Raw genomic sequence first — 20,632 nt, 5'->3', positions numbered from 1 at the left:
AAAACCGAGTGATGCTAGGTTTTGAGACATGGCAAAAAGAGGCCCGTACGCGAAGGGAGTCGCCAAGCGCGAGGAGATCCTGACCGCCGCGCTCGAGGTGATCGCCCGGCAGGGCTATCGCAAGACGTCGACGCGCGAGCTGGCCGGTGCCGTCGGACTGAGCGAGGCGGGCCTGCTGCACTACTTCGGGTCGAAGGAGAAGCTCTTCGAGGAGGTCCTGCGAGCGCGGGACGAGGCGGACACGGCGCGCCTGGGCGACGAGTCCGATGCGGTCGGCAAACTCGGCGCCATCATGCGGCACAACGCCGACGTTCCGGGCCTCGTCCAGCTGTACTCGACGTTCTCGGCGGAGGCCGGCGATCCGCAGCACGGCGCGCACGAGTACTTCGTGGAGCGTTACCAACTGCTGCGCGAGGCGCTGGCCGAAGGCATTCGAGACCGGCAGACACACGGAACGATCAGCACCGCCGCGGATCCGGAGAAGATCGCCACCCTGCTGATCGCCTTGTCCGACGGCCTGCAGATCCAGTCCCAGTTCCGGCTACCGGACGAGCCGGCGGACCTCCTGGACCATCTGATCGACCTACTGCGCCCCACGCCGCCCACCTGACGGCCGCCTTCAGTTCTCGAGCACAGGCAGATCCGCTGCGATCGCTTCGAGGTGCGCGGCATACCAGTCTCCCCCGGCGGCATGCTCCCAGAGCATCGCCATCACACCCCAGATGGTCCGATAGAACGCCAGCGTCCAGTCCAGCTCGGCGCTGCGTTCGATCCCGTACCCCCGCAGCAGAGCGTCCGTCGCAGCCTCCCCCGCCCGCGAGAACCGCCCGAGGTCGAACAGCGGATCCCCGAAGGCGACGTCGCCCCAGTCGATGAACCCGGTGAATTGGTTGCCCTCAGCAAAGACATGCCGGGGATGCAGATCGCCGTGCAGCAGCCGCGGCGCCACCGGCGTGAGTCGATCCGCGAACCTCAGCCCGCGCAACCGGCGTACCAGCTCGTCGTCGACGATTCCCGCCAGTACTTCGAGATTGTCCAGCGGCCGCACAAGCACCGAGAGCCAGTCATCCCGCAACCCTTCCTGCAGGAAGCCGTAGCCTTCGCCGGCCACCTCATGAAGTCGCCGCAACTGCCCGCCGGCCTGCTCCAGCACGGCCGGCTCAGCCGATGCCGACCCCTTCAGCGCACGCTCGATCAGGTATCCGGGTCCGCTCTCGACAATCTCAGGAGCCAGTACTCCGGCCTGTCGCGCGCGCTCGCAGGCCCAGACCTCCGCCGACATCGCGGCCGCCGCGCCCGACTTGTAGTACAGCGTCTCCCCCGCGTCTGTCCGCAGCCGAAAACTCTCGTTACCGACAAAACCCTGGACGGGTTCGATGGAGGCGAAGCGAGTGGGATCGAGCATTCCGCCAACCGTAGACGACCCGCGGGCGCGCGGAAAACCGATTGCTGCCGGGGAGCGCTCTCTGCTGTACTCCGGATGACAGCACGTCAGCCAAGTAGTTCTCGCCAAGGAGCGCACGGAATGCGACCTCACTTCATGTTCACCCAGGAAGGCCATACCTCCTCTTCAAGGGACATGAAGCTGCGTGCGAACACTGAACTTGGGAATTCTGGCGCATGTCGACGCCGGTAAGACGAGCCTGACCGAGCGGCTGCTCTACGCCGCCGGCGTCATCGACGAGGTCGGCAGCGTCGACGACGGCAGTACCCAGACCGACTCGCTCGCGCTGGAACGCCAGCGCGGGATCACGATCAAGTCCGCCGTCGTCTCGTTCGCGATCGACGACGTCACGGTCAACCTGATCGACACTCCCGGCCACCCGGACTTCATCGCCGAGGTGGAGCGGGCGCTCAGCGTGCTCGACGGCGCTGTGCTCGTCATCTCGGCGGTCGAGGGTGTCCAGGCGCAGACGCGTGTCTTGATGCGTACGCTGCAACGGCTCCGGATCCCGACCCTGATCTTCGTCAACAAGCTCGACCGGCGTGGTGCCCAGGCGCCGGAGTTGCTGGCGAGCATCACGGAGCGGTTGTCGGCCGACGTCATCGCGATGGGAGCGGCGACCGGTCTCGGCACCGCGAGCGCCGGCTTCACACCGTACGGGCGTGAAGACTCGGACTTTTCGCAAACGTTGATCGAGTTACTTGCTGTCAATGATGATCAACTGCTGACGATGTTCGTCGAGAACGAGCAGGCGCTGTCGTACGACGTACTGCGCGGCAAGCTCGTCGAGCAGACCCGGCGGGCGCTCGTGCATCCCGTGTACTTCGGGTCCGCGATCACGGGCGCCGGAGTAGACGCGTTGATCGCTGGGATCCGTGAGCTGCTGCCGGCCGCCGAGGGCGATGTCGAGGGACCCGTGTCGGGGTCGGTCTTCAAGGTCGAGCGGGGTCCGGCCGGGGAGAAGATCGCGTTCGTGCGGATGTTCTCCGGCGCGATCCGGACCCGGGACCGGCTGCGGTTCCATGGCGATCGGGAGTCGAAGGTGACGTCGATCAGCGTGTTCGACGGTGGATCCGTGCTGACCCGGCCGGAGGTTTCGGCGGGGCAGATCGGCAAGTTGTGGGGGCTCGGTGAGATCCAGATCGGTGACGCGATCGGGGTCGAGGGGATCGGTGCAGAGAGCGGTTACTTCGCTCCCCCGACGCTGGAGACGGTCATCTCGCCGGTCAAGCCGTCGGACAAGGGCAACCTGCAGGTCGCGCTCTCCCAGCTCGCCGAGCAGGACCCGCTGATCAATCTGCGGCAGGACGACCTCCGCGGCGAGACCTTCGTGTCCCTGTACGGCGAGGTGCAGAAAGAGGTCATCCAGACGACGCTGGCGAGCGAGTTCGGGATCGACGTCACGTTCCGCGAGACGACGACGATCTGCATCGAGCGGCTGGACGGGATCGGGGCCGCGGTCGAGTTCAACAAGCAGGATCCGAACCCGTTCCTCGCGACCATCGGCCTGCGGGTCGAGCCGGCGCCGGTGAACGAAGGAGTCAGCTTCCGTCTCGAGGTCGAGCTCGGCTCGATGCCGTACGCCTTCATCAAGGCGGTCGAGGAGACCGTGCACGAGACGCTGCAGCAAGGCATCCATGGCTGGCAGATCCCGGACGCGCGGGTGGTGATGACGCACTCGGGTTACTCGGCGCGGCAGAGTCACGCGCATGCCGTCTTCGACAAGAGCATGTCGAGCACGGCGGGCGACTTCCGCAACCTCACGCCGCTGGTGTTGATGACGGCGCTACAGCAGGCCGGTACGACGGTCCACGAGCCGATGCACCACTTCCAGTTGGAGATCCCGACCGACACCGCGCGCGGCGTACTCGCTGCGTTGGCTCGGCTCCGGGCGATTCCCCAGGTACCGGCGTTGGGCTCTGAAACGTCAGTGCTGGAAGGGGAGATTCCGGCGGCTGCCGTCTACCAGCTGGAGCAGCAGCTGCCCGCGCTCTCTCGTGGCGAGGGCGTGCTGGAGTCGTCCTTCGAGCGCTATCAACCCGTTACTGGTCCGATCCCCAGCCGACCGCGTACCGACAACGATCCGCTCAACCGTCGCGACTATCTGCTCCATGTACTCCGGCGAGTGTGATCAGCACCTTCTCGACCTCGGCAAGGCGAAGGTCTCGCACCTCTCGGAGGCTGAAGCCTCCACCGCGATGGGGGCTGAGGACAACGTTCGGCAGGTGATGGAAGGGCTCGGCCGATGCTGCTATCCCGGTGGCGGCATCGGCCGTGGACGCCTCGTTCCACCAGACGTCGTGGCCGGCGGCGATCTCTCCGGTCAGCAGACGGTCGTAGAGCGCTTTCTCATCCACGAGCGTCGCCCGCGCGACATTCACCACCACACTCGGCGTCGGCAAGCCGGCGATCACTTCAGCACTGAGCAGTCCAGATGTCTGGGCCGTTGCGGGCGCCGCCAGTACGACGACCCGCGCGCGACCGGCAATCTCGGCGAAGTCCTGGACCGGATGTACGAGCACCTCACCGTCAACGTACGGGGACGGGATGCTGCCGCGGATGGCATGGACCTCCATGTCGAGGGCAACCAGCGAACGCGCTACCCGCCGGCCGATCTCGCCGTAGCCGACGACGACCGCCGGATGCCCGGCCAGGATCATCGTCGGCTGGGGTGGTACGAACCGTGGTGTCCAGTCGCCGGTCCGCATCGCCTGATCCGCCGGGACCAGGGCTCGGGCTGCGGCCAGTACCAAGCCGAGCGCGAGTTCAGCGGTTGGACCGGCCGTGTGGTGAACCGTTCGGACCGCCATCTGCGGGTGAGTCTGCAACAGCTCCGAGGTCGTCGCAGGCACTCCGGCGAACGGGATCACCAACGTGTGTAGCCGTTTGGATGCCGCCAGCAACTCCGGGCTGGGGCGGCCGCCGACCAATACGTCATACGCCGCACCCGGCGGCGGTGCGTCTCCGTCGGTGAAGCGCCAGTCCGGATGCCGCGCGGCCAGCCGAGCGGCAGCGTCGTCGTCCAACGCGTCCACGCCATGAACCCACAAGTCGCCCACGCGCCGCAAACTACCAACCCCGGCCGCGACCCGTCCGAGGTTGGTAGTGGTCAGCGGGCACTCCTGCCGGTGGAACCAGCTCAGCGGCTCTGGGTGAGGTAGGACTCCAGGGCATCTGCTGCGCCGGTCGCACCGCCCGCCGCGTGGATGTGCTCAGCCATCGCGGCGAGTTTCTAGCGAACACCACCGTCCGCGGCGAGCTCGTCGAGCTCGGCCCGCCAACCCATTTACCCGATCAGGCGGTACGACGCACCCAACCGGATCAAAGGTCGACGGTCAGTGTTACCGACTTCGGTGCGAATCGACGGCTCTCGTACAACCGCAGGGCGGTCGCGTTGTCAGCGTACGCGGTCACGTTCATCTGCGCCGCTCCACGGCCCTTGGCCCACTCGACGAACGCGTCCACCAGCTGTCCGCCGACGCCCTGACCTCTGACGTCGCCCCGCACGTACATGCTCACCAGCTCGGCCTTGCTGCCGAGCCACATGTCTGACGGTTCGCTGAAGATTCCGATCAGGTGGCCGGCGACCTCGCCCTCCACTTGCGCGACCAGCACCAACGCCTGCGGATCGCCCAGCAGCTCGGCACACCATTGCGCGCCGTGCGCAGCAGGCCAACCGGCGTTGCGGAGTGGGTCGCGCGTCGCCGCGTCTTCTGCGAAGAGAGCGGCGCTGGAGGCGACCACCCCGGCCAGGTCCTCGGTGGTGGCCGGTCGGATCTCCATGGGGCTACTCCTTGGTGCCGATGACTGTGGTGGCGTAGAGCTCGTCCGACGTGGTGATGCGAGGTGTCAAACCGGCTGCGCGCAAGATCGCGGCTGCGACGGGAGCCTGCGCTTCGCTGGTTTCTGCGAGCATGCTGCCACCCGGGGCCAGCCAGTGGGCGGCTTCGGCTGCTACCAGGCGGAGGATCGCGAGGCCGTCGGTGCCGCCGTCCAAGGTGGTGACGGGTTCGTGGAGGCGGGCCTCGGTGGGGAGGAAACGGATCTCGTCGGTGGGGACGTACGGGACGTTCGAGAGCAGGACGTTGATCCGGCCGCGCAACGCGGGTGGCAGAGCGGCGTACAGGTTGCCTTGGGTGACGTGGCCGCCGAGGGGTTCGACGTTGCGACGGGCGCAGGCGACGGCCACGGGATCGAGATCCGCTGCATGTAGGGAGATGCCGGGTTGACCGGCGTGGACGGCGACGCCGAGAGCGCCTGAGCCGCAGCAGAGATCGACCACGACTGAGCCTGGAGTGGTGAGCCAGAGCGCTTCCGCGACCAGGTGTTCGGTTCGGCGTCGTGGGACGAAGACGCCGGGGTCGACGAGGATGCGCAGGCCGCAGAAGTCTGCGTAGCCGACGATGTGTTCGATGGGCAGCCCGGCGACGCGTTGCTCGACCAGGTGGGCGAGTTCGGCGTCGTCGCGGGCTGCGGCGATCAGCAGGTCCGCCTCGTCCTCGGCGAAGACGCAGCCGGCGGCGCGGAGGGTGCTGACGATGGTTGATGTGATGATGCGGTCAGATTACTTGAAGGCGTTCACGCCGGTGAGCTCGGCGGACAGGGTCCATAGCCGGGCGGCCGACGCGGGATCGACGGCGTACGGCCGTACTCCAGGAGCGTCGTCCGTCGACAGCTCCGCGATCTCGCAGTCCTCGCAGAAGACTCCGCCCTGGCCGTCGAGCTGCGGCGAAGTGGCCGCCCAGACCGAGGTCGAGGCGCCGCCTTCCGGAGTCTTGAACACATCCGGACGCGCCGGGTTGCCCTCCTCATCGATCCATCCGAAGCCGACCATCTCCTCACGCTGCAGGTGCCGCTGCAGCGGCGTCAGGATCCCGCCCGGATGCACAGCGAACGCCCGTACGCCGGAATCCTTGCCCAAAGCATCGAGCTGGATCGCGAACAGCGAGTTCGCCGTCTTCGCCTGCCCGTACGCCGCCCACTTCTCGTAGCCCTGGGTGAACTGCGGGTCGTCCCACCGGATGTCCGACCGCCGGTGCCCCGACGACGACAGCGCCACCACGCGCGCCCCACCGTCGGCGGCGAGGGCCGGCCACAACCGGTTGGTCAACGCGAAGTGCCCAAGGTGGTTGGTGGCGAACTGCGATTCCCAGCCGGGCCCGACCCGCGTCTCCGGGTTGGCCATCACGGCCGCGTTGTTGATCTGGATGTCGATCGACCGCCCGGACGCGAGGAAGCCCGAGGCGAAGGACTCCACACTCGCCAGGTCGGCAAGATCCAGCTCGCCGACCTCCACGCCGGGGATGTCAGAGAGCGCTTCCTGAGCCGCGTCGGGTCGTCGGGCCGGTACTACGACCTGCGCGCCCGCCTTGGCCAGGGCGCGAGTGGTCTCGATCCCGATGCCCGAGTAGCCGCCGGTGACGAGCGCGAGCTTGCCGGTCAGGTCGATGCCCTCGAGGACCTCGTCCGCCTTGGTGCCATGGCCGAAGCCCGAGCCGATCTTGTGCTGTGAAGTGCTCATGTCTTCGACACTACGAGTTAGAGCCAGCTCTAGGTCAAGCTCGACTGTCAGGCATCCAGATGTGGATTTGCCTTCAATGACTCGGCCAGTCGCTGGAGAGCGGGATTCGGACTGTCCGGACTCCACGCCGCGTGCAGCGTCACCGAGTGCGCGTCCGCCGCGTCGAGCTCGCGATAGCGCACGCCGGCGACGCCCATCGCCATGATCGACCGCGGAATCAGCGCACACCCCAGCCCGGCCCGGACCAGCGCGAGCATCGTCGGCACCTGCGACGCGAGTTGGCTGACGGCGTACCGGTTCATGCCGATCATCGCGGCGCAGATGTCGTGCAGGTACTGCGACCCTTCGGGGCTGTAGCCGATGTAGTCGTCCGTCACGTCAGCGAGCGAGACAGCGCTCTCTCCATCGGCCAGCTTGTGATCGGCCGGTACCGCGAGCACGAGATCCTCCGAATGCACCAGCACCGAGTCGAACTGCGCCGGGATCGGCGGCCGGACGATACCGAGATCGATCTCCAGATTCGCCAGCGCCTCGAACTGGTCCGGGCTCACCAGTTCGGTCAGCTCCGCCGTCACCGCCGGAGTCCGCTTGCTCACCATCGTCAGGAAGTCGGCCAGTACGGCGTACGCCCCGATCGCGGTGAACGCGATCCGCAACGTACCGGTCTGCCCATCCGCCGCTCGCCGGGCTGCGTCGGGCGCCACCTCAAGCAATGCCAGCACCCGCCGGGAGTGCTCGAGGAAGACCTGGCCGGCCGCGGTGAGCCGCACTCCCCTGCCGGTTCGGTCGAACAGGCTGACGCCCAGAGAGCGCTCCAGCCCCTGGATCTGCCGGGTCAGCGGCGGCTGGGTCAGGTTGAGCCGCTGGGCGGCGCGGCCGAAGTGCTGTTCCTCGGCGACCGCGACGAATCCACGCAACTGCTGCAGGGAGAGATCCATAGCGATGCCCTCACGGTATCGGTCGATGCGGAAATGGGCTTGGACGAGCATAACGGAAAGCCCTTACCTTCGGGTCAACGCCCGAAGCGATCCGAGGAGTCAGCTTGTCCAAGCTAGCGGTGGTGATGACGCCCGACCGGGCCGACGACGTGTGCAGCCCGCAGACCCGGGCGCTGCTCGCCGAGCGGTTCGACGTCAGTTGGGCCGGACCCGACCTGAGCCCGGAGGTGGTCGCCGAGCTGGCGGCCGGCAGCGACGTACTCCTGACCAGCTGGGGTACGCCGCACCTCGACAAGGCGCTGTGGGTGGATGGCAACGGCCCGAAGGTCGTCGCGCACGCGGCCGGTTCGGTGAAGAAGCTCGTCGATCCGGCGATCCTCGACCAAGGCGTCGCTGTCTTCTCGGCCGGCACGCGGATCGCCTGGTCGGTCGGCGAGTACTGCCTCGCCTCGATGCTCACGCTGGCGCGCCGACTCCCCCAGTTCGACCAGGCACTCCGCGCTGGCGGCTGGAAGCAACCACAACTCAGGGGTGGCGAACTCGCCGGCCAGAAGGTCGGCATCCTCGGAGCCAGCTCGACCGCCCGCGCGCTGATCACCCTCCTCAAGCCGTTCGGCTGCGACATCGTCGTGTACGACCCGTACCTGACAGCCGAACGCGCGCAGCAACTCGGCGTACGGGTGGCTGAGCTGGAGGAGGCGTTGCAGTCTCGGTTCGTCTCCATTCACGTGCCGGACGTGCCGGAGACTCGTGGGCTGGTGACGCGGAAGCTGATCGAGCAGTTGCCGGACGGCGCGATCGTCGTCAACTCTTCGCGCGGACCGGCCGTCGATCAGCCGGCGCTGCTGGAGCACTGCCTCGACGGGCGGCTGTTCGCCGCGCTGGATGTGTACGACCCGGAGCCGCCGAAGTTCGGTCCAGACGTGTTGGCCGCGCCGAACCTGCTCCTCACGCCACACATCGCGGGCGACACCGTCGAAGGTCACCTCGCACTAGCGGGCTATGTCATCGAGGACGTTCTCAAGTGGCTTGACGGCGGTGTTCGCGGTCCGAGCTTTGTCGATCCCGCGGTCTGGGCGATCGCGGCATGAGCAAGATCAGATCGGTTGAGGTGTTCCCGGTCGCGGTGCCGTTCGCGCGGCAGTTCGTGCTCGGCAGCGGCGCGGTCGGCTCCCCCGACAAGCCCCCGGACCAGGCGGCGGCGGTGGTGTTCGTGAAGCTCACGACCGAGGACGGGGTGGTCGGTTGGGGTGAGCAGAGAGCGCTCCCCAGCTGGAGCTACGAGACGGCCGAGACGATCGCGGTGGTGATCAAGCGTCATCTCGAGCCGATCCTGCTGGAGCTGACGCCGTTCGATGTCGAGCTCTTCCATCAGCGGGTGACGAAGCGGCTGAGTCCGTCCGTCTCGAACGGCTTCCCGTTCGCGCGGGCAGCGGTCGACCTTGCGATGCATGACGCGGCGGGCAAGCTTGCCGGCGTACCGGTGCATGCGTTGCTCGGCGGCAAGCTGCACGACGAGATTCCGCTGTGCTCGGCGATCGGTGTCGGGGCTCCGGACGTCGTGAAGGAGCACGCTCAGCAGTCGTCGGACTATTCGGCGTACAAGGTGAAGATCGGTGGCGATCTGGACTCGGACGCGGCCGCGATCGAGACGGTCGCGGAGGTGGCCGGCGCCAAGCCGCTGTGGCTGGACGCCAACCAGTCGTACCGGCCGAGCGCGCTCAAGCAGCTCCTCGACCGGACCAGCCACGTCCGCACGATTCATTGCGTGGAGCAACCAGTTCCGAGCACGGACACGCTGGCCATGCACCGGCTGCGCGAGCTGATCGACCTGCCGATCGCGATCGACGAGGGCAGCTTCACCGCGCAGGACCTGGCCCGGGCGATCCGGCTCGACGCCGCCGACCTGGTCGTGGTGAAGATCTGCAAGGCCGGCGGTCTGCGGAACGCGCTGAAGACCGCTCAGGTAGCGCTCTCCGCGGGCATCGAGATCCTCGCCAGCGGCCTGACCGACTGCGGGATCGGCTTCGCGGCCGCGCTGCATCTGTTCAGCCAGCTCGATCTCGCGCTGCCCGCGGAGTTGAACGGTCCTGAACTGCTCTCTGACCTGTACGTCGAGGGGCTGACCATCACCAAGGCCGTCGCAACGGTCCCCACCGCGCCCGGTCTGGGCGTCCAGGTCGACGAGGACCGCATCCGCGCCGAGTCGATCACCCTGCTCTTCACCTAGAGGAGTAACCCCTATGTCCGCCCTTGATTCCAGGCCCACCCCACCACCCCAGTCAGGGCTGTCCCGCCGCAGCTTCCTCAAGTACACAGGCGCCGCGGTCGCCGCATCCGGAGTACTCACAGCCTGTTCGTCAACGCCCAAGAACGCGGCCACCTGGTCGATGTGGTCGAGCAGCCCCGCCGAACGCAAGGTCTGGGAAGACTTCAGCAAGTACGTCGAGCAGCAACTGAAGCTCGCATCGATCCCGACCCTCACGCCCTCCGGCCCTTATCCGACCAAGCTCGACCTCCAGCTCGTCAGCGGTACGGCGAGCCTGGTGACCGCGCTGAACGGCACGCTGATCCCGACCTACGCCTCCCGCGGCGCCCATCAGCCACTCGACGACCTGATCGCCGCCGACCCGGACTTCAAGACCGACGACTTCTATCCGTTGAGCCGGAAGATCTCGTCCTTCAACGGCAAGACCTACGCGATCGGCTTCGACGTCGCCCCGACCGTCATGTACTACAACAAGACGATCCTGGCGAAGGCCGGAATCGCAGCGCCGTCCAAGACCGAGCCGATGACCTGGGAAGCCTTCCGGGAGCTCGCCAAGGAACTGACGAAGCCACCTGACCAGTACGGCTTCACCTGCGCGCCGGCGATCGACGACCTCGTCTCGTGGATCTACTGCGCCGGCGGCAACGTGATGAACGACGACCAGTCGGTCAGCACGCTGAACCGGCCGGAGGCGATGCAGGCGATCCAGTTCGTGATCGATCTGTTCGTCAAGGACCAGGTGACGCCACCGATCAGCAACCTGGTGACCGAGAGCTCGCTGGCCAACTTCATGGAGGGCAACGTCGCCTTCATGCAGAACGGTCCGTGGCAGGTGGTGAACGTCCGCAAGGCGAAGTTCGACTGGGATGTCATCCCGTTCCCGGCCGGGGCGGCCGGCAGTACGCCGAGAGTGTCCGGCTCGTCCTTCGCGATCCCCTCGGGTGTCAAAGGCAACGATCTTGAGCTGGCCTGGCGACTGCTCAAGACACTGACCAGCACCGGCGCCCTCGACATCTACGCGAAGGCCGGCCGCAACAACCCGGCCCGACTGTCAGCGGGTAGCGCCTTCAAGCCGCCGCCCGACAACCTCGGAGTCGTGCAGGACATCCTGGCCGGCAAGGTCGCGGGCGGGCACGCGTTCGACGTCACGACCAACTGGAACCAGGTCAAGCAGTTGCTCGGTCAGGACCTGCCGCGGACTTTCCTCGGCCAGGTCTCCGTGGCCGACGCGATCGATGGGTTGACGCCGCGTCTCGACGTACTGATGAAGCAGCACCAGGACAACGTCCGCCAAGCCGAAGCCAGGAAGGGGTGACCCCGGATGGCCGTCGACACACTGCCCCTTCAAACGGCAACGAACGCCAAGCCTCCACCGACCGGACCGACGCCGCGGTGGCGGAACAAGGAGACGCTCGCCGCCTGGCTGTTCATCCTGCCCAGCCTGATCGGCTTCCTGATCTTCACCGCCGGCCCGGTGGTTGCGGCCGGCGTGATCTCACTGCTCAACTGGAACCTGTTCAGCTCCCCCACCTTCGCCGGACTGAAGAACTTCGCCCGGCTAGGACCCGATCCGACCTTCTGGTCCGCGCTCGGCAACACCGTGTACTTCACCCTGGTGAGCGTCCCGTTGACGATCCTGGTGAGTCTCGCGCTGGCCTTGCTGCTCAACCAGGGCCTGCGCCGGATCGCGGTCTTCCGCTCCCTGCTGCTGTTGCCGTACGCAACGATCACGGTGGCGGTCGCGTTCGTCTGGATCTGGCTCTACATCCCGCACGGTGGCCTGGTGAACACCGTGCTCGGCTGGTTCGGCTTCGACGGCCCGGCCTGGCTGATCAGCGACAACTGGGCGATGCCGGCGCTGATCGCGATGAGCGTCTGGAAGAGCTTCGGGTTCGGCATGGTCGTCTTCCTGGCCGGTCTGCAGGCGATCCCGCAGCAGCTCTACGAGGCGGCCAAGGTGGACGGCAGCTCGAGCTGGCAGAGCTTCCGCAGTGTCACGCTGCCGATGCTGTCACCGTCGCTGTTCTTCGTCATCGTGACCTCGGTGATCGGCTCGTTCCAGGTCTTCGACCAGGCACTCATCATGACCAACGGCGGGCCGGGATCGCGGACCACGACGCTCGTCATGTACATCTACCGGACCGGCTTCGAGAACTACGACCAGGGGTATGCCGCGGCGCAGTCGCTGGTCCTGTTCGGGTTCATCGTCGTCATCACCGCGGCCCAGTTCGTGCTGCAGCGGAGGCTCGTCCACTATGACAACTAACGCCCTGACCCCGCTGCTGAAGAACCCGGTGGCCACCCGCAAGCTGGTCGTCTTCGCGTGTTACCTGGTGACCGCGCTGACGCTGGTACCGGTTGTGATGATGGTCCTGGTCGCGTTCCAGTCCGATGCCGAGTCGATGGCCGCGCAGCCGTCGTTCTGGCCGAGCAGTTGGCATCCGGAGAACCTCCGGCGCGCGTTCGAGCTGGTTCCGCTCGGCCGGTACCTGCTCAACACGATCATCTTCGCGGCCGGTACGACCCTGCTGGAGACCGTCACGGCCGCGCTGGCGGCGTACGCGTTCGCCCGGCTGAACTTCCCCGGCCGGACCTGGCTGTTCGGGATCTATCTGGCGACGCTGATGATCCCGTCACAGGTGACGCTGATCCCGCAGTTCATCCTGGTCGCGAAGCTGCACGGCATCGACACCTGGCCGGGGATGATCCTGCCGCACGCGTTCACCGCGCTCGGCGTGTTCCTGCTGCGGCAGTTCTTCCTCGGCATCCCGCGCGACTACGAGGAGGCGGCCAGGCTCGACGGTGCCAACCGGTGGCAGGCATTCACCCGGGTGATCGTGCCGCTGGCGGTGCCGGCGATCGCGACGCTCGCGGTCTTCAAGTTCATCGGTCAGTGGAACAACCTGCTCTGGCCGCTAGTCATCTCCAACAGCGACTCGACCCGTACTGCGGCTGTCGGGCTGCAGGTCTTCCAGGACACCAACGGCACCCAGTGGAACCTGCTGTTGATGGCGGCAACCATCACCACGGTCCCGTTGATCGTGCTCTTCTTCCTCACCCAACGCTGGTTCGTCAAAGGCATCACCATGAGCGGGCTCGGAGGCCGCTGACACATGACCTATCAATGGTCCGTCTTCACCAAACCCTGGTCCGGCCTTCCCGGTGACGAGTTGGGCAAGCTCGTCGCCGGCCTCGGCTTCACCGGCGCCGAGATCCCCGTCCGCGACACCGCCTTCGTCACCCCGGCCACCGCCGAGTCCGACCTGCCGCCGTTCGTCGAGCAACTCCGCGCCGAGGGCGTCGAGCCGATCAGCATCGCCAGCGACCTGTCGGAGAGCGCGTTCTCGGCAGCGGCCAAGGCGGGCGTCCCGATGATCCGCATCATGGCGCCCCTCGGTCCGGACGGGTACGCGGCGTCGGTACGCCGGATCCGCCAGGAACTGGAGGACGCGGCCGTGCTCGTCACGCAGTACGGCGTACAGGTCGGTGTGCAACCGCACCACGGCAAGTTCGTCACGTCGTCTCTGGGTGTCCTCCACCTATTGGAAGGCCTCCCCGACGAGTTCAAGGTCGTCTGGGACGCCGCCCACGATGCCCTGGCCGGCGATGACCCCGCTATCACGCTCGAGCTGGTGCGGGATCGCCTCGGCATCGTCAACCTCAAGAACGCCAAATACATCCAGACCGACGAGGGCTGGAAGACCTGGTTCGGCCAAGCCGACGACGGCCTGTCCGACTGGTCAGCCGTCTTCGCCAACCTCCAGGACTACACCGGCCCGATCTGCCTCACCGGCCAGTACTCCGACCCGTCCGTCCCCGTCGAGGACCGGCTGACCGCAGACCTGGCCACGGCCCGCGCACTGGCTTGAGCGACGTCCGGGGCCTGGCGGATCTGCCAGGCCCCGGACGCGTCCGCTCTCAGCAGCCGCTACTGCTGCCGGCTCCCATCGCGTAGACACCACACGGAATCGGCGCATGGTTGTCCGGAAGGTCCGGCGCGGTGTTGTGGTCGTGCCACCACTTCATCACCCCGGCCGCATACTCCGGTCCGAACGGGTACCTCGGCATGACTAGGCGGTTCGGACTCTCCTTTCCGGTGTTCGTGTCGTTCCAGATCGCGGTCCCGCCGGCCAGACCCGCGAAGCCGAAGGTGGGTCCGACGACCAGGGCTGCGATCAGCGCCGCGCCGGTACAGGGCGGCAGCATCGCGCAGATCACCGCGCCGCCGGCGCCGGCGAACGCCCCGCCGACGCCACCGATGATGCCGAACTTCAGCCACGACTCATCGCCGGGATCGTTGTTGCCACCGTGGAAGGACGGATCGTTGGGGTCGGTGCTGCCGCCGCTGGAGCCGCCACCACCGCCCTTCGGGGCTTCGTCCAGCATCTTGGCGGCGATCAGCCAGTTGCGGCTGGCGTTGGCGAAGGCTGCTGTCTGGGCGATCGCCTGCCACATGCTGTTCGAGCCCTTGGAGGAGTCCGACAACGCGGTGGCCTGCTTCAGCAGCTCGGCCAGGCTGGCCTTCTCGTCCGGGCCGACGTAGCGCTGGATCCGCTTCACGATCCGGATCACCTGTTTGGTCAGCACCCTGATGTAGCGCTCGATGCGTTTGATCTGGACCCGGTAGACGACCGTCTGGGCCGACAGCATCGCGGCCAGCGCGTAGTGCCCGGTGGCGACCGCCATCGCGATCATCGCCGTCGAGACCAGGCTGCGGATGTGCAGCTTGATCACCTCTTTGCGGTACTCGACGATCTTCTTGATGATCACCTTGAGGATGGTCTTGTAGGTGGTCACCGTCTCGGTCACGTACCGCTGCCCGTCAGCGTCGCTGAACGTCACCGGACTGTTGTTGGCGTACGCGTAGGCGTTCAGCTGCTGCGGATCCTCGAAATCCACCACCGGGTCGACCGAGATGAACTTGCCCAGCCCGGGGTCGTACTCGCGGGCCCCCAGATGCACCAGCCCCGCATCGGAGTCCTCGGTGCCGCCGACGAAGCCGCGCTCGCCGGGCCACGCGGTCGGGGTCGCTCCACGCACTTCGCCGTACGGCGTGAGGCGCTTGCGCTGCACCGTGAGGTCGGTCGGGTTGATGGTCAGGTTGACCGAGCCCTGGTGGTTGGTGGCCGTCCAGGTCAGCTCGGCTGCGTGCCTGACCGCGACGGTCTGCTGGCCGAAGGTGTAGTACCGGGTGCCCAGCAGGGTCTGGTTCGTACCGAGCAGCAGCTCGGTCTGGCCCAGGTACAAGGTGGTGCCCTTGGCGTCGCGGCGGATCAGCCGGTTGCCGTCGGCATCGTTCACGTACGCCGTCTTCTTCCCGTTGGCGACCGTCTCGGCCAGCTTGCCGTCCTTGCTCCAGTCGAAGGTCTGACCGGTCCGGCTGATCAGGCTGCCGTTCTCGTCGTACCCGAAGTTCTCGGTCTTGTTCACGCCCGGTCCGGTGGTGACGACCTTGCTGACCGCGTGCGGGCGAGCCTGCCCCGCGTCCGGATAGGTGTAGGTGCTGATCGTGTCACCGGCAGCGGTGGTGCGCTTCTCGGTCTTGCGGTTGCCAGTGACGTCGAAGGTCCAGCTGTGCCAGTACGGCGCCGGGCCACCGAGCTTGTCCTTCGCGGGCGCCGCGGCGCAGTCCCCGTCGGTCGGCGTCCAGGCCTGGGTGAGACGGCGGTAACCGTCGTACCCGAAGCACTGGGTGTCGGTGGTCTCACCGCTGGAGGCGGCCGGCTTGTCGGAGATCTTGGTGACGTTGCCGGCCTGGTCGTAGCTATACCTGACGTCGGCGACCTCTTCGTTGGCGGTCAGTACTCCGGCCCGGCTGAGCCGGCGGGTGCCGTCCTCGTAGTCGTACTGCAGTTGCGCCCAGTTCCCGTTGCTCGCGGCCATCGCGATCGACCGGGTCTCCTTGTACGGCGAGTACTCGGCGAAGCTGACGTACTGATCGGCGCCGGTCAGCGAGACCGGCATGTTGTGCTCGTTGTACTCCGTCGTCAGCGTCTCCGCGGGCAGCCCACCGAGACCGGGCAGCGTGACAGTCTTCTGCTGGCCGTCGTCGGCGTACGTCATCGCGACCGGGTAGGTGCCGGCCAGCTTGCCCTCCGAGGGTGGGACGACCACCTCGGTCCCGGTCGGGTGACCGGCGTCGTCGTACCCGGTGTAGCGGATCGTGTAGGGGTTGCCGTCGACGTACCGGGTCGAGCTGGTCAGCGATCCGGCCTTGATGGTGTCGTACTTCCACTCGCTGACCAGGGCGCTGCCGTCGTACACGGCGGTCCGGCGGCCGGATCCGTCGTACTTGAAGGTCAGCGTGTTGCCCTTGGCATCGGTGGTCGAGGTCTGCTGGTCGAGCTCGTTGTAGGTGAAGGTCGTGGTGCCCTTGTCGGGGTCGACGTCCTTGATCTTGTGGCCGAGCAGGTCGTACTCGTAGCGCCAGACGTTGCCGGCCGGATCGGTGACCGTGGCGAGCTGCCCGGCCTCGTGGTACGTGTACTTCGTGGCGTCGTAGCTGCCGGTCGGGGTGTCACCGGCGTACTTGCGCAGCTCGACCAGCCGGCCCTGCTCGTCGGTCAGCTTGGTCGTCGCCTGCTCACCCTTCGGCGGGTCGATGGTCTCGATCCCGGCCGCGACCGCGTGGGTCGTCTGGGACAGGACCTGGCCGAACGACTTGGCGGTCTCGGTCTTCGGCAGTTCCTGGTCGTCGTAGTCGGTGATCTTCTGGGTCGGTACGACGCTGTCGTTGTCCGGCAGGACGACCTGGTCACCGACCGGCGGTGCCTCGTTGTAGTACGGGCCGTTCTCCTTCACCAGCAGGCCGCGCGAGTCGTAGTGGTAGTCGGTGATGACCCGGCCGACGCCGTCGGGTGAGGCCTTCTGGGTCTGCCGCTTGCGCATCAGACCGTCGGTCAGGTCGTAGCTGACCTCGATGGTGCCGTCGGCCTGAAGCGTCTTGGTGGTGACGACTCCCGGCTTGAGCGGGTCCATGCCGTAGCTGTACTCGACGTTGGCGGTCGCGTTGCGGGCCCGGCCGGGGAGGTAGGTCCGCAGTACGCGGCCGAGCGGGTCGCGGATGCTGTCGGTCCGGCGGGCTGCCGGGTCGACGACGGCGACCTCTTCGCCCCAGGCGGGGTCGACGAACGTCTGGCTGGTCTGACCGTTGGGCTGGGTGGTCTTCGTCTCGGTGACCGGCCCGCCGGTGGCCGGGGTGTAGTCGACCTTCGTCGTGGCGCCGGCCGCGTCCTGAGCGGTCCGCACCCGGCCGAACGAGTCGAAGGTCGAGGTGCCCAGCGTCTGGTACTGCGGTGCGCCGGCAGAGTCGAATCCGGTCAGCCGCTCGGTCTTGGTCGTGTCGCCGACCGAGTTGTAGCTCGTCTTCCCGTCCGACAGCACATCGGTCTTGGACCACGGCTTGTCGCAGGCGACGCCCACGGTCTGCTTGCGGGTCGGTAGTTCGGCCAGGCCCTTGGCGGGGTTGGTGAAGTACTCGAAACGCGTGCAGGTGTCGTCGGTGGTGTCGGTCACGTCCTTGCTGTCGTTGGTCCACAGCAGCTTGCCGGTCGCGTCGTACTCGTTCTGGCTCCCGGTGGTCTGGTACGTCCCGGTCGGGCCGGCCTTGTCCTGCCGGACGCCCTTCTCGAGCACCTTGAACGACTGCGTCGTACCCCAGGAGCGGTTCCTGGTCGCGGTCGCGCCGGACAGCCACGGGTCGGTGATGGAACGGTCGGCGATCTTGCCGTCGTGCATCGTCGACGACTCGCGCAACATGCCCGCGAGCGCGTTGTTGTCGGTGACCTCGACCCCCGTCGAGTCCTTCACCTTGACCGTCTTCGTGGTGTCGTCGGCTCGCTTGTCGCCGTCCATCCCACGGAAATAGGTGTTCTCGGTAATGGTCGGGGTCACGGTGCCGTCGCCCTTGGTCACCCGGACGCGCTCGTAGCCGCGCCACTGCGACCAGGTCTTGCGGCCGACCTCGACCAGACCGTCCTCCTCGTCGTGACGCCAGGCCGGCGGAGTCAGGTACTCGACCTTGGTGACGACCGGAATCGTGCCGGTGGTCAGGTCGGACTCGGTGACCTCTTCGACGACGTACTTGCCGAACCAGTCCTGCCGCTCGGCCTGCCCTTCCGGCGTCCACTTGATCGGGTGGCACCGCTTGCCGTTCTCGTCCGGAGCCGGCACGTTGCCCGGCAGGCTGCAGTCGGGGTTCTTGTAGCCGACCACGACCTGACCGCCGGTGCCGTAGGTGATGGTCTTGATCCGTGGCCAGTTCATCGCCGGGATGCCGTCGGTGCCGACCACCCGGTTGGCCAGCATGATGCCGGCGAACGTCATCTCCGGCATCGCCTTGGTACCGCCGACCAGGCCGGTGTTGGTGATGCCGTCCAGCCACAGCAGCGGCTGGCGGCCGTCACCGGGGTTCTGGTAGGTGAACCGGGGTGACCATCGGTTGACCGGCGCGAAAGCGGTACCGCGCAAAACCTCGGTGGTGACCGAGGCGAGTCGCTTCTTGGTCCAGAACGTCGGGTAGATCCGGGTGCCGCAGTCGGTGGTACTGGTGCACTCCTGGTCCAGGGGCGTGTCCGGGTAGTCGGCGGCCACGCAGCCGCTGGTCTTGTAGCAGCGGTCGGCGGTCACGAAGTTGACCCGGGCAACGGTCTTCGAGGCCGTGTCGCCTTCGCGCTGGCCGTAGTCGATCCGCTTGATGTTGCCCGCACGGGTGTAGGAGCTGGTCAGCTTGCCGTTGCCGTTGCGGCCGTACCGGTTGGACTCGAGGTCGTAGAAGTACGACATCGAGTTGCCGTGGGCATCGACCACGTAGTCCAGGTTCCACTTGTACGCCTGGTCGCAGTACGACGCGGCGAAGGTGGCCGCGTTGCACGGCTCGCCGGCGTGGTTGCCGAAGACCGGGACGGTCCAGACCGAGTTGGTCGCCTCGGTCGTGGTCGGCAGCTTGTTGAGGCCGAAGTAGAACTTGGTGCCGTTCTTGTCGGTCAGCACCCAGGCCTCGCCCTTCGCGCCGGGGCCGGTGGCCGGACCGAGGTCGGGGTTGTCCTTGCCGGTCAGCCGCTCGACGGTGATGCCGTCGTCGTTGCGGGGGTGCCAGGTGCCGGTGGCGTCGTCGCGGATGAGTTCGCCGCCCGAGCCGTTCAGGGTGAAGGTCGCGTTGTCGAGCAGCGCGCCGTTCTTGTCGGTGGCCCAGCACAGGTCACCGGTGATGGACGTGCCGTTGTTGCCGGTCTGCTCGGACTTCACGCCGCAGGAGGCGTACCGGCGCTCGATCGAGCCGCCCGGTGCGAGCTCGAAGCCGGCGCCGACCCAGGAGGACTGGCTGTTGGCCGCGGTGGTTCGGCCGTCGAGGCTGCCCGACGAGTAGGTGAGGGCGAGGTCCGGTTTCGGTCCGCCGAGGCTCGGCGGGACCGCCATCGGATAGTTCCAGGTGAAGTCTCCGGACGAGCCGCCGACCTGCCAGGTCGCGGTCTCGTTCAGCGACGTGACGGTCGAGTCGCCGGCCGAACCGGCCGCGGTCGCGCGGACGGCGAGGGTCTGGTTAGCAGCAGTGACCGGCAGCTCGCCGGACAGTTCGCCGGAGCCGTCGTTGCGGGTGGCCACCGGGGTGGCGGCACAGGCCGGCGCGGCCGGGGTTTTGGCGGCGCAGGCCGGTACCCGGAACAGCTTGAGGCGGGTGTTGTAGTCGCCACCGAAGGCGTTCTGGAAGGACTTGTAGTCGACCCGGACGGAGACCAGGCCGGACGCGGTCTTGCCGTCGGTACGCCGAACGCCGAAGCGAAGCTCGTTGCCGACGCGCCCTTGGACAGCGACCTCTACGCGGGCCGGGGTGTTCGCGGCGACGAGGTGATCAGCGGCGGAGCTGCTCTTGGAAGCAGCGGCGACACGGTTGGCGGTGCTGCTCGGGCCGACAGCGATGGGGAGGGTGCCCGCCTTCGCGGCCGGGCCCAGCACGGTCTTCGTCGGGCGGCCCGCCAGCACGTCGCTCCAGCTGGCCGTGGCGGTGGACTTCGCCGCAGGCAAGGCGATCTCGGCGCGGCCTGCCGTCGGCCAGGCGACCGACGGCGCGCTGCTCACCGCACGCGCCGCATCGTTGTCGGGGGCACCGGTCTTGGTCTTCACCTCGCTGACCGGGACGGACTTCTCCCGGGCGGACCGGTGCGGGATCGGCTTGGGTTTGTCCGGCGCGGCGCTCGCCTGCAGCTGCGGCATCGAGACGAACAGGCTGAGCGCGAGCGCGCCGGACAACGCGGCTCGCCATCGAGACGTACTGGACCGGGGTGAGGACATCGTTTCCTCGCATGGGCGGAGGGACATGGGCCCGCACAGTCGACCGGTGGCCGGTCTGGTCCGCAATCAATTCCATCAGCGCCGAATGCCCTTTTCGACCGTCTTCAAATGGATGTTGCGGCGGCGGCCGGCGTGACACCGTCAACGCCGTTCGGGACCCGCGAGCCATC

15 protein-coding genes are annotated in these 20,632 nt (G+C 67.3%); 8 read left to right on the top strand and 7 right to left on the bottom strand.

What is annotated here, in order from left to right; genetic code table 11:
- Positions 1-28: 28 nt before the first annotated feature.
- Positions 29-610: a TetR/AcrR family transcriptional regulator gene (locus OHA70_RS31170; RefSeq protein ID WP_328323615.1), complete on the top strand. Its 582-nt coding sequence runs from the start codon at positions 29-31 to the stop codon at positions 608-610.
- Positions 611-619: 9 nt separating this feature from the next.
- Here the strand turns inward: OHA70_RS31170 and OHA70_RS31165 are convergent, their stop codons facing one another.
- Positions 620-1,405: an aminoglycoside phosphotransferase family protein gene (locus OHA70_RS31165; protein WP_328323613.1), complete on the bottom strand. Its 786-nt coding sequence runs from the start codon at positions 1,403-1,405 to the stop codon at positions 620-622.
- 184 nt (positions 1,406-1,589) lie between these two features.
- On the opposite strand from OHA70_RS31165, the gene OHA70_RS31160 reads away from it, so the two are divergent.
- Positions 1,590-3,575, top strand: coding sequence for a translation factor GTPase family protein (locus OHA70_RS31160; RefSeq protein WP_328323611.1), 1,986 nt, complete (start codon positions 1,590-1,592; stop codon positions 3,573-3,575).
- Here OHA70_RS31160 and OHA70_RS31155 read toward each other — a convergent pair.
- From OHA70_RS31155 to OHA70_RS31135, 5 genes are all read right to left on the bottom strand, one after another.
- Positions 3,532-4,503 (bottom strand): NAD(P)-dependent oxidoreductase, encoded by a 972-nt coding sequence (locus OHA70_RS31155; protein ID WP_328323609.1) that lies wholly within the window; start codon positions 4,501-4,503, stop codon positions 3,532-3,534. The genes OHA70_RS31160 and OHA70_RS31155 overlap by 44 nt on opposite strands.
- A 262-nt stretch (positions 4,504-4,765) precedes the next feature.
- Positions 4,766-5,227: a GNAT family N-acetyltransferase gene (locus OHA70_RS31150; protein ID WP_328323607.1), complete on the bottom strand. Its 462-nt coding sequence runs from the start codon at positions 5,225-5,227 to the stop codon at positions 4,766-4,768.
- Between the two features lie 4 nt (positions 5,228-5,231).
- Complete coding sequence (locus OHA70_RS31145; protein WP_328335244.1) at positions 5,232-5,924, bottom strand: putative protein N(5)-glutamine methyltransferase; 693 nt, start codon at positions 5,922-5,924, stop codon at positions 5,232-5,234.
- A gap of 84 nt (positions 5,925-6,008) precedes the next feature.
- Entirely contained in the window at positions 6,009-6,965 is a 957-nt protein-coding gene (locus tag OHA70_RS31140; protein WP_328323605.1) for an SDR family NAD(P)-dependent oxidoreductase, read from the bottom strand.
- Positions 6,966-7,012: 47 nt separating this feature from the next.
- Entirely contained in the window at positions 7,013-7,903 is an 891-nt protein-coding gene (locus tag OHA70_RS31135) for a LysR family transcriptional regulator (RefSeq protein WP_328323603.1), read from the bottom strand.
- A gap of 104 nt (positions 7,904-8,007) precedes the next feature.
- Here OHA70_RS31135 and OHA70_RS31130 point away from each other — a divergent pair, with 104 nt between their 5' ends.
- Genes OHA70_RS31130 through OHA70_RS31105 form a run of 6 tightly spaced genes read left to right on the top strand, consistent with a single transcriptional unit; the run spans position 8,008 to position 14,041 of the window.
- Positions 8,008-8,994 (top strand): hydroxyacid dehydrogenase, encoded by a 987-nt coding sequence (locus OHA70_RS31130; RefSeq protein WP_328323601.1) that lies wholly within the window; start codon positions 8,008-8,010, stop codon positions 8,992-8,994.
- The gene (locus OHA70_RS31125) at positions 8,991-10,133 is read left to right on the top strand and encodes a mandelate racemase/muconate lactonizing enzyme family protein (RefSeq protein WP_328323599.1); all 1,143 of its coding nucleotides are present in this window, start codon (positions 8,991-8,993) and stop codon (positions 10,131-10,133) included. Before OHA70_RS31130 ends, OHA70_RS31125 begins: the two co-directional genes overlap by 4 nt.
- Before the next feature lie 13 nt (positions 10,134-10,146).
- Entirely contained in the window at positions 10,147-11,487 is a 1,341-nt protein-coding gene (locus OHA70_RS31120; protein ID WP_328323597.1) for an extracellular solute-binding protein, read from the top strand.
- Positions 11,488-11,493: 6 nt separating this feature from the next.
- On the top strand, positions 11,494-12,438 hold the full coding sequence (locus OHA70_RS31115; protein WP_328323595.1) for a carbohydrate ABC transporter permease: 945 nt from the start codon (positions 11,494-11,496) through the stop codon (positions 12,436-12,438).
- Complete coding sequence (locus OHA70_RS31110) at positions 12,428-13,282, top strand: carbohydrate ABC transporter permease (protein ID WP_328323593.1); 855 nt, start codon at positions 12,428-12,430, stop codon at positions 13,280-13,282. The genes OHA70_RS31115 and OHA70_RS31110 overlap by 11 nt, the downstream gene beginning before the upstream one ends.
- Before the next feature lie 3 nt (positions 13,283-13,285).
- Positions 13,286-14,041: a sugar phosphate isomerase/epimerase family protein gene (locus tag OHA70_RS31105; RefSeq protein WP_328323591.1), complete on the top strand. Its 756-nt coding sequence runs from the start codon at positions 13,286-13,288 to the stop codon at positions 14,039-14,041.
- A 49-nt stretch (positions 14,042-14,090) separates the two neighbouring features.
- On the opposite strand, the gene OHA70_RS31100 is transcribed toward OHA70_RS31105, so the two are convergent.
- Positions 14,091-20,462, bottom strand: coding sequence for an RHS repeat domain-containing protein (locus OHA70_RS31100; protein WP_328323589.1), 6,372 nt, complete (start codon positions 20,460-20,462; stop codon positions 14,091-14,093).
- Between the last annotated feature and the right edge of the window lie 170 nt (positions 20,463-20,632).

The organism is Kribbella sp. NBC_00382 (genome assembly GCF_036067295.1).
In the GTDB taxonomy this organism is placed as follows: Bacteria; Actinomycetota; Actinomycetes; order Propionibacteriales; family Kribbellaceae; genus Kribbella.
This window is presented reverse-complemented; position numbering and strand designations above follow the sequence as displayed.

What these genes read in the sequence shown, in the direction of transcription:
- OHA70_RS31125 (WP_328323599.1), top strand. Translation starts at nt 8,991, where the DNA reads ATGAGCAAGATCAGATCGGTTGAGGTGTTCCCGGTCGCGGTGCCGTTC.
- OHA70_RS31170 (WP_328323615.1), top strand. Translation starts at nt 29, where the DNA reads ATGGCAAAAAGAGGCCCGTACGCGAAGGGAGTCGCCAAGCGCGAGGAG.
- OHA70_RS31135 (WP_328323603.1), bottom strand. Translation starts at nt 7,903, where the DNA reads ATGGATCTCTCCCTGCAGCAGTTGCGTGGATTCGTCGCGGTCGCCGAG.
- OHA70_RS31120 (WP_328323597.1), top strand. Translation starts at nt 10,147, where the DNA reads ATGTCCGCCCTTGATTCCAGGCCCACCCCACCACCCCAGTCAGGGCTG.
- OHA70_RS31105 (WP_328323591.1), top strand. Translation starts at nt 13,286, where the DNA reads ATGACCTATCAATGGTCCGTCTTCACCAAACCCTGGTCCGGCCTTCCC.
- OHA70_RS31140 (WP_328323605.1), bottom strand. Translation starts at nt 6,965, where the DNA reads ATGAGCACTTCACAGCACAAGATCGGCTCGGGCTTCGGCCATGGCACC.
- OHA70_RS31100 (WP_328323589.1), bottom strand. Translation starts at nt 20,462, where the DNA reads ATGTCCTCACCCCGGTCCAGTACGTCTCGATGGCGAGCCGCGTTGTCC.
- OHA70_RS31165 (WP_328323613.1), bottom strand. Translation starts at nt 1,405, where the DNA reads ATGCTCGATCCCACTCGCTTCGCCTCCATCGAACCCGTCCAGGGTTTT.
- OHA70_RS31150 (WP_328323607.1), bottom strand. Translation starts at nt 5,227, where the DNA reads ATGGAGATCCGACCGGCCACCACCGAGGACCTGGCCGGGGTGGTCGCC.
- OHA70_RS31115 (WP_328323595.1), top strand. Translation starts at nt 11,494, where the DNA reads ATGGCCGTCGACACACTGCCCCTTCAAACGGCAACGAACGCCAAGCCT.
- OHA70_RS31110 (WP_328323593.1), top strand. Translation starts at nt 12,428, where the DNA reads ATGACAACTAACGCCCTGACCCCGCTGCTGAAGAACCCGGTGGCCACC.